The following is a 9183-nucleotide window of genomic DNA, read 5'->3' as shown; positions in this document are numbered from 1 at the left end:
ACGCGAGAGATCGAACGTGTCCATCCCCACGCCGACCAGCACCGATTCCAACTCGCCGTCTAACAACGCGACCTCACCGCATCCGAGCTACACCCAACCTGGAAGGCGTCGGAGCTACCGTCAAGTCCTGGCCCGGGATGCGACGTTCCCCGCCCTGGTCGACCAGATCCTCACCGACTCCGGCATCCAGGAAAATCCTCACCGGAGCCCGCATGCCCCGAATAGACTCCATCGTGGAACGCTGAGTGCAATCCTGCCGCAGCGAACTCCTGGACCGCACCCTCACCTGGAGCGAAAGCCATCCACGCCACGCGCTGCACGAGTACGAGCAGTTCTACAATGATCACCGGACCCGGGCAAATTACCCAGGCGAACATACGCCGACACGACCGCCTCGGTGGCACCCTCCACGAGTACCGGCATGCCATCCGACCGGCATGGACATAGATTTCGGCACGGACAGGGCTCCGCAAGGGCGATCTCCTCGGCCTGCGCTGGGAAGACCTCGACCTGGCCGGCGGAACCGCCAGCATCTGCCGCACCTTGCAGCGCACCAACTCCAGCGGCCTGACGGCCCTGCCGACCAAGACCCAGAGCTCCGAGCGGCGCATCTCCCTGCCCACCGAGTGCCTGCACTCCCTCGAACAGCACCGCGACCGGCAGCGACAGGAACGCGAAGCGGCAGGCATCGGCTGGAAGAACAGCGGCTACATCTTCACCCGGCCCGACGGCTCCCCGATCGAGGGAGCCACCCTCACCCGGCACTTCAACAGCCTGCTCCGCCGAGCCACGCTCCGCCGCATCCGCTTCCACGACCTCCGACACTCGGCGGCGACCCTCCTCCTGGAACAGGGCGTCGAACTCGTCGTGATCAAGGAATTGTTGGGCCACGCCCACATCGGCGTGACCGCCACGGTGTACGCCCACGTCCGGCTTCGCCTCCAGCGCGACGCCATCAACCTCCTTGGCAACGCCCTCCGCAACCCCGCCGAGCCCGTCGCACGACCCGACGACGGCGACGAACCACCCCTTTGTGCAGCACCCGTCCGCTGACGTTGTCGTCAACTACTGCCGTCAGACAGCCCAGAGGCCCCACCGCAGCACCATTCCGGTGGGGCCTACTCCTAAATTCTTACAGATCAACAGGGTGCTCATCCAGCCACTGACGTGACGCGGTCCGGTCCCGCAAATCAGCATAACTGGCGGAGGTTAGCGACTCGGCATATCGCCGAAGCATACGAGAGCGTTCCGGCCATTTGACAACGAATATTTCTATGGAGAATTGCCCTGTAGTGCCACACGAAATTACAGATCCGCCGAGAGACAGAGCGACGAATTCCGGACGCCCCGCACCGCTTCCCAGCAAGGAAGCGGCACCCCTACCCACAATATCCCAGGATTCCATAAGTCTTACTGGAACCCATATGGAAGGGCCTTCTTCTTGCGGCAGGCCGAGCAGAAATCGACCGTCCCCCTCAGAGAAGAGCCCCGATTCGAAGGAGAGCTGATACCAGTGAGCATTGGCCTTCTGCGTCAGCTGTGGATCGTCACGGTCCAGAAGCACATCAACGCGATGATCGCCGGGCAAGCAACTTGCAGCTTGGGCTGCGACGATCGGCGGAATCAACCCCTCAAGCTGCTCGTCGCCCCCTTCGGTGACGAGTAGCCCTGCGGTCGCGAGAGCCTGCTTAGCAATAGAACTGATCACTATTGGATCACTGCCCCGTGTATGCGCCGGGCAAATTTGCCCATGGATATGAGAAGACCTGATTGTAGTTGTGCCCAAGGAGATACCCTACGGACCCATTGGAGTTCACCAACACTCGCGTCAGCGTCGAGGGACCTCCCACGCCAGTGTATATGGTGGACCCTCCCCACCATCGATATCCGCGAGGCGTACTAGGACGCACCTGATATGAGTCAGGTCCCCCACCAGAAATTCGCTGAGAGATAGACCCATCCTCAATTGCAGATACTGTGTTATGGACTTCCTGCGGAGTTCCATAGTACGCCTGATTTTCCGCGCTTCTCGCCTTAACAGCGCCGGGCGAGTAATTATCGTCGGGAGTCCAGGTACTGGGAGCCACATTGCAGTTATGCACGAGTACCGGCGTCGTACCGGCCAGGACATAGTACGTGTGGAGTTGCTGGACGGTCAGGTTGTAGCGGTTGGCGGCACCTGGGGTGATCGTGATTGCTTCCACGGTGGGTTGTTGTCCGTGGGTGCTGGCGAGGTGGTGTCCCGGGTGGAGCTTGCCGGCGGAGACCCAGCTGTGAGTGGTGTCGTCCCAGAAGGGGTGGTTGGCGGTCGTGTGGATGGTGGTGGTGTGGCCGTGGCCAGTTGTGACGGTCAGGTCGAGGAGATCGTTGTCGTGGTTGATCCAAACGTGCTGGACCGTTCGGGCGCCTTCTTCTTTGCCTGTTTCAGGGTTGGCTGACTCGACTTTGTCGCCAGCCTTGAGTGTGCCGATGGGCTTGGCTGTGCCGTCCGCCATGAGGACTGGCGTGCTGGGTGCGAAGCTGCAGGCACTCTCGCCCACGCCGCCTGCATCTGCTGCCCCACCGCCGCCGACGGCGTGGCTTGCTCCGGCCGCGTCGGCGACTACTGCTGCGCCGATGGCGAGGTTGATGAGTCCTGCGCCTTCTGCGGCGGTGCTGACTCCGGCGCCGATAGCGGCGACGGCGGCCATTGCCAGGGAGCCGCCTCCTGCGGCTTCGCCGAAGGCTATGGCTGCGGCGATTGCGACCTCGGGGGCGACAACGCAGATCACCACGACGGCGGCGACGGCGGCGATGACGAGTGCTGCTGTTTCGATTTGGTTGGCGTGGACTTCGGCTTGGCAGATGGCGTCGTACCAGGAGCAGCTGCGGTTGGCGGCTGCGGTTTCGGCGCGGGTTTTTGCGTCGGCTACGGCTTGGGCTTTGGCTGCGCCTGCGGCGTCTGCTGCTACGGCCCTTGACTCTGCGGCGGGTGTGAGGGGCAGCGGGTCGCGGTGCCCGGGGCAGGCGTAGGCGTTGGGGTGCTGGTCGCAGACGCTGGCTGGTGGCATGCCACCGCTGCCGATGCCGGGGGTGGGGTTGCCGTCGCCTCCGGGGTCGGTGCACTCGTCACGGGGGCACATGCCGCTGGGGTCGCTGCTGGTGACGGGGTTGGAGCCGGCGTAGGTGTAGCCGTTGAGTTGCTGGGGGGCGGCTTCGAGGACGGGGTCGAGGCTGATGAAGCGGCCGAGGGTGGTGTCGTACTGGCGGGCGCCGATGGTGGTCAGTGCGTCGTTGGTGTCTTGTGGTTTGTCAAGGTAGCCGTTGGGGTCGAGCCAGCTGCCGGGGGTGGTGCCGCGGGGGGCGCCGTAGGGGGTGTACTGCTTCCAGGTGGGGTTCTTGGCGGTGCTGTCGAGGCTGAGGGTGGCGGTGCTGTGCTGGTCGGACAGGGTGAAGCCGTAGCTGGCGTTGGTCAGGACGACTTGGCCACCGCCGGGCAGCGGGTAGTTGCGCACGGCGTTGAGGGAGTTGCTGCCGGTGTAGAAGGTGATCTGCTGGGCGGGCAGGAAGAGGGTGACGGTGCCGGGGTCGGTACGTTCGATCACGCTGCCGGAGGCGTCGTAGTAGTAGTTGGTGGTGCTGGTACCGGTGGTGGCGGACTGGAGTTTGCCCTGGTCGTTCCAGGCGAGGTTCTGCTGGGTGCCGGCGGTGGTACGGGTGGTGGTATTGCCGAGTCCGTCGTAGCAGTAGGTGCTCGCGGAGCTGCTACCGCCGGTGGTGGTGGCGCTGGTGAGGGTGTGGGCGCCGGTGCTGGTGGGGCAGCCGCTGGCGCTGCCCCCGTAGGTATAGCCGGTGGTGGTGTCGGTGCCGCCGGTCGGGGAGTGCTGGGTCTGGGTTTGCGGCTGGCCGAGTGTGTCGTAGGTCCAGCTAGTCCAGTAGGCACTGCCGCTGATGCCGTCGCCGACCGTGGTGGTTACGTTCGATGCTGTGGGCTGGGTGTTGCAGGTGCCGGTGGTGCTGCTGGCGGTGGTCCAGGCCTGGGACAGGCGGTCCAGCGGGTCGAAGGTGTAACACTGGGTTTCGGTGGTGGTGCCGTTGCGGACGTCGGTCTGGGAGGTGATGTTCCCCGACGGGTCGTAGCCGTAGCTGGTGTCGTCCATTGGGGTGGAGGACACGGCGTTGTTGACGACGTTCTGGTCCGTCAGCGCCCCGGTGTGTGGGTCATAGGTGTTGGAGACGGAAGCCTTGTTGGTGGGGGAGCCGATGATTTCCTGGGCGACCTGGCCGAGCCCGGTGTAGGCGACGTTCTGGGTGTAGCCGTAGGTGCCGCCCAGGGTGCAGGGCATATCCAGGCCGCTGTAGCCGCAGTAGCCGGTGTTCAGCACCTCCTGGGCCATGCCGCCGGCGGCCGGGACCAGGGTGGCCTTGGGGCTGCCGGTGATGGTGTTGTAGCTGTGCAGGTAGGCGTAGGAGCCGGACAGACCACCGGTGCCGGGCACGGTGTAGGTCTCGCCCAGGGATTCCCCGAAGACGTTGAAGCCCTTGGCCTGAACGGTGAACGCCCCGGCCGGGGTGTAGGAGGTGGTGGTGGTGACGTGCCCGATCGGGTCGGTCATCGCGGGCACGGCGTTGTTGCTGTTGTCGTAGGCCCAGGAGGCGACCTCGTTGCCGCTGGCCTGGTTGGCCACCGTCGCGTCGTATGCGGCGGTCTTGCGGTTCAGCGCGTCGTAGGTGAACGACTGGGTGTGTCCGGCCGAGTCGGTGGACTGCAGGGTGTTCCCCGCCGCGTCATACAGGGTGGGCGAGTTCGCGGGGGTGGTGCCGGCGTCGGGGTCGGCTTTGGTGACGGGCTGGCCGAGGAAGTCGTAGCTGGTGGACCAGGTGTCGCCGGGGGTGTCGATGGTCTGGTAGGCGCGGCCCTGGGCGTTGAAGGTGTACTTGGTGGCCTGGGTGGTGCCGCCGGTGATGCTGGCGGTGGTGAAGCCCCCGGTCGTGCTGGTGGTGACGGTCGGGGCGGCCGAGTACTGGTCGTGTTCGGTGGTGCGGCCGAGCGCGTCGACCACGGTTGCGGTTGCTGCGGCGCCGGTGGGCGGGACGGTGCGGGTGCTGTCGCCGAGGTACTGGGTGTAGCCGGTCTGCTTGACCTGCGAGTCGTCCAGGGATGTGACGACGGTGGGCTGGCCCAGGCCGTCGTAGGAGGTGAGGGTCTGCTGGTGGGAGTAGTTGTCGGCGACCGTCACCAGGGTGCCGTTGGGGCTGGCGGCTGTGTCCCAGTAGTTCGCGTTGGTCTTGTAGACCCAGCCGTGGGTGTCGTAGAAGGTGTCGCTGATGATGCGCCCGGCGGAGGTGCTCACCGCCGGGTACTGGGTCTGCCGCACCCGCATCAGCGCGTCGAGCAGGGTCGTGGAGGTGGAGTAGCCGGACTCGTCGTTGAGCGTCTGCGTGGTCACCACGACCGGGGCGGTGGTGCCGCTGGCCGGGAAGGAGTAGCTGTCCAGCAGGTTGGCAGGGGAGGTGGTGGCCCGTGAGTTCTTCCACACGGCGAGGGTGCGGCCGAGCCCGTCCGAGTGCACGGTCGTGGTGACACCGTTGATGTCGGTGGAGGTCAAGGTCAGGGCGCGCTCGGGGTCCAGGGTGGTGGTGGCGCTCTGCCCCAGTGCGTTCGTGGCCTTGATCGCGGTGGTGGTCAGGTAGGAGGTGTCCGTGTAGGCGGTGGTGGTCTTGTTCCCGTCACCGTCGTAGGCGGCGGTGGGGCGGCCGTAGCTGTCGTAGACCGTGGCGGTCTTGCTCTGGTAGGTGAACGCCCCGCCTGCGTACCCGGTGGCGACCTGCTCTACGGAGGCGGCCCCGAGTGTGGGAGCGGCCTGCGGCCAGGTCGGGGAGGCGGGCTGTGGCCAGGTGCCCGCCATGGTCGGGTTGTCGTAGAAGGTGCGGGTGTCCGAGATGACGTCGGTGGCCTTGTTCAGCGACGTCGGCGCGGTCAGTGCGTTGGTCTGCGCGGAGGTCGGCGCGCTGGATCCGGCCGGTGAGGTGCCGCCGCAGGGCTTGTCGTCGGTCTCAGTCTCCGCGACCAGACCCACCAGGTTGAGGCTGGTGTTTGCCGGAGCATAGGTGGTCTGCGTGCACGTCTCCTGCGAGGCGGAGCCGCCCACCAGGGACAGGTCGCCGTGATCGTAGGAGAACAGCTGCATGCCGAAGGTGGGCGAGCTGGACGTAGTGTCGAAGGAGACGTCGGTCTCGGTGGTGCGCCAGCTGGTCGGGGCGGTACTGGTGACGGCTTGGCGGATCCAGGTCTCCACCTGCCCGACCGCATTCGCGGTCAGCGCGGGCAGTCCGGTGCGGGTACGGGTGGCGGTGGCCGGTGAGACCCAGTAGGAGCTGATGGTGGAGTGGTCCACCGGCCCGCCGTCATAGGTGTACGCGGTCGACTCGAGCGCGTCCCCGGCCAGCTGGTCGGCGTCGGTGTGGGTGCCGCCTTGGGAGTCGGTCAAGGTGACGGAACGGGTGGAGGTGGAGGACAGCCAGTCCCCGTCCATGCCCCGGTAGTACCAGGTCTCCGACTTCGTCACCGGGTCGACGCCCTGGCCGGTCCGTGTCTGGACGTCGCCGTAGCCGCGCCACTGTCCGTAGGTGCGGTACTTGGCCTGGACCAGCTCGTTGTCGTCGTAGTGCCACGCGCCGCCGCCCGGGTAGGAGTAGGCGGTGAACAGGCCCGCTGACTTGCCCGACGGGTCGGACTGGGATACCGACTGGACCGTGTACTTGTTGAACCAGTCCGTGTACGGGGAACCGCCGCTGGGTGTCCAGACCACCGGGAAGCAGGAGGCGGTGTTGGACGACGGGGCAATCGATTGGATGCTGGTGGGGGTGCACGCGTTGACCAGCTCGTAGACGACGCTGATCACGCTGCCGGCCTCGGTGGTGATCGCGTTGAGCCGGTAACGGTTCAACGGACCCAGCCCCGAGCCGGTCCCGGTGGTGAAGTTGACCCGGTTCGCGGTCATCTGGTAGCCGAACGTCACCTGCGGCAACGGGACCGCAGAGCCTCCGGCGGTCGTGTCGTTGCCGCTGCGGGTGATCGAGTCCAGCCGCACCGTGGAGGTGTTGTAGGTCCCGGTGGTCGGGATCGACTGCCCCAGGGCCCAGGAGTCGACCGTGTTGTAGGCGGAGCCGTTCCATTGTTCGGTGGCGATCGCGGTCAGCCGCACCGTGGAAAAGAACGCGGGCCCGTAACTCGTGCACGTGGCACCCTGCGCGCAGACCAGGTCGACAGGCACGTCTGGCCAGTTGGCAGGGTTGGATGCCATCGGGTCACAGGTACCCGACACGCACCGCTCTCCCGGGGTGTAGGCCACCTTGTCCGGAACCGTGCCGTAGGCGTTGCCGTCGGTGAAGCCGTAGTCGATGTGGTCCAGGTGGCTGTCACGGACGTAGGGGACGTTGTGGGCCCCGTTGTCCTCGCCGTAGTAATTGGTGTCCTGCTTGTAGTAGTACGACATGGCGTTGCCGTGCAGGTCCTTGACGTAGTCAAGGTGCCAGCGGTAAGCCATCGTGCACACCGAGGAAGTGAACCCCGCAGTGGAGTTGCACGGGTCCCCCGGGTTGGCGGAGTACACCGGCTCGGAGTCCACCGAATTCGTCGTCGCCTTGCCCGACGACCAGCCGGGCAGCTCGTTCAGACCGAACGAGTAGACCGTGCCCGCACGGTCCGTCACCGTCCAGTAGTCGGTGTTGTAAGTGCCAGAGCCGTTACCGCTGCCGGTCACCTGGGTGACGACATCACCGTTGTCGTTCGCCGGCTTCCACGTGCCGTTCGTCCCCTTGGACGCGTCCCAGATCAGTGAAGTGGTCGATCCGTTCAGCGACAGGGTCAGGACCGGCCCGTCATAGCACATGTCCCCGGTCTGATCAGCGGACGGCAGTGTCACGCCTTCCGGGGAGTCGGCGCAGGTGACGAAGGACTGCTCGATGAAGGAGTCGGCCGTGGACCAGCCGTCGCCCACCCACGAGGACTGTGCTTGCGTCGAGGCGGTCTGCCCGTCCACGCTCCCCGAGTCGTAGGACAAACCGACCGAAGGAGCCAGTCCGGAGACTGCGGGCGGCACGGAGATGGGGTAGGTGTAGTCGAACGAGCCTGACGATCCGCCAGCGCTCCAGGACCCGGATGGCTTCAGCGATGTGGCGCCGTACTGACCGCCCGCGCTGCCGCCGTCGCCCGAGGACGGCGCGGAGGTCAACGCCATCACCATCGCCCCACCGGAGCCCGCGGCCAAGGGCGCGGCCGAGACAGCGCCCGTGCGGGCCGGGGAGTTGGCCACGGTGGCCGAGGTTGCGGTTGTGGCGGGCTGGGTGGTGGCCTGGCCCAGGGTCACGGTGGCGGACAGCGACTTCGCTGCCGTGTCGTTCACGCTCGCCAGGCGGGTCTGCACCCGGCACGCCGCGACCTGAGGGGTAGTCAGCGCACATGCCGGCAGTTCCACCAGGCGCAGCCGCGTGGCGTAGTCGCCGCCGTAGCCCTGGGCGAAGGCGGAGTAGTCCACGCCCACCCGTACTGCCCCGCGCCCGGTGCCGACCGGGGTGACTTGGGCCAGGATGCCGCTGACGCCGGCCGCGGTGGCGGCGCTGTGGCTGAGGACCTTGACGCCCAGCGACGACGGGCCGCTGTAGGCGCCTTTCGTGCTCGGGAGCGCCTGGCCCCACACCGGGCTCCCCGCTGCCTGGTTGCGTGCGGTGCCGAGAGGCAGCGTCGATGCCGCCGAGGCGGGCCAGTGCGTTGCGGTCGCCGTGTAGTTGACGGGCGGCGCGCGGTGCGGCAGTTGCTTGACCGGTACCGGCGTTACCGGGACCGGATTGCCGAGGTCCGGCCGGGGCGCGGCCGCCGCTGCCGCCTTCGGCAGGGTCGGCAGGGCCTGCGCCACCTCGGCCAGGCCCGCCTGCGCGACCAGCGCGCCGACGACCGACAGAGCGACCCGCCCCCATGGCCCACGGTGCCTGCCCCACCACAATTTCGCCCGCACCCTGTGCTCCCGCGTTCGGACGGCACAAGGCCGCTCAGTGAACCGCAACGACGGCCCCGGCCAACGGGAACACCGGCGTTGATCACGGGAACACTAGCCAGCAACCCAGCCCGATAGCGATCACGAAGGGATCACATGTGGTCAAAAGCCAAGAATGAAACCCATCAAAACCTCCCACGTCCACAGT

At 66.6% G+C, this 9183-nt stretch carries 2 protein-coding genes and 1 pseudogene; 2 read left to right on the top strand and 1 reads right to left on the bottom strand.

Annotation, left to right across the window (positions count from 1 at the left end):
• Nucleotides 1-447: 447 nt before the first annotated feature.
• Both ABH925_RS06345 and ABH925_RS06340 read left to right on the top strand, forming a co-directional pair.
• Nucleotides 448-1053 (top strand): annotated as a pseudogene (locus tag ABH925_RS06345) (site-specific integrase); the annotation flags it as partial.
• A 460-nt stretch (nt 1054-1513) separates the two neighbouring features.
• Nucleotides 1514-1666, top strand: a complete 153-nt coding sequence (locus ABH925_RS06340; protein WP_370145961.1) for a hypothetical protein — start codon at nt 1514-1516, stop codon at nt 1664-1666.
• A gap of 49 nt (nt 1667-1715) precedes the next feature.
• Here ABH925_RS06340 and ABH925_RS06335 read toward each other — a convergent pair whose 3' ends face one another.
• Nucleotides 1716-8996 (bottom strand): polymorphic toxin-type HINT domain-containing protein, encoded by a 7281-nt coding sequence (locus ABH925_RS06335; protein WP_370145956.1) that lies wholly within the window; start codon nt 8994-8996, stop codon nt 1716-1718.
• Between the last annotated feature and the right edge of the window lie 187 nt (nt 8997-9183).

This window comes from Streptacidiphilus sp. EB129 (assembly GCF_041262645.1).
Classification (GTDB): Bacteria; Actinomycetota; Actinomycetes; order Streptomycetales; family Streptomycetaceae; genus Streptacidiphilus.
This window is presented reverse-complemented; position numbering and strand designations above follow the sequence as displayed.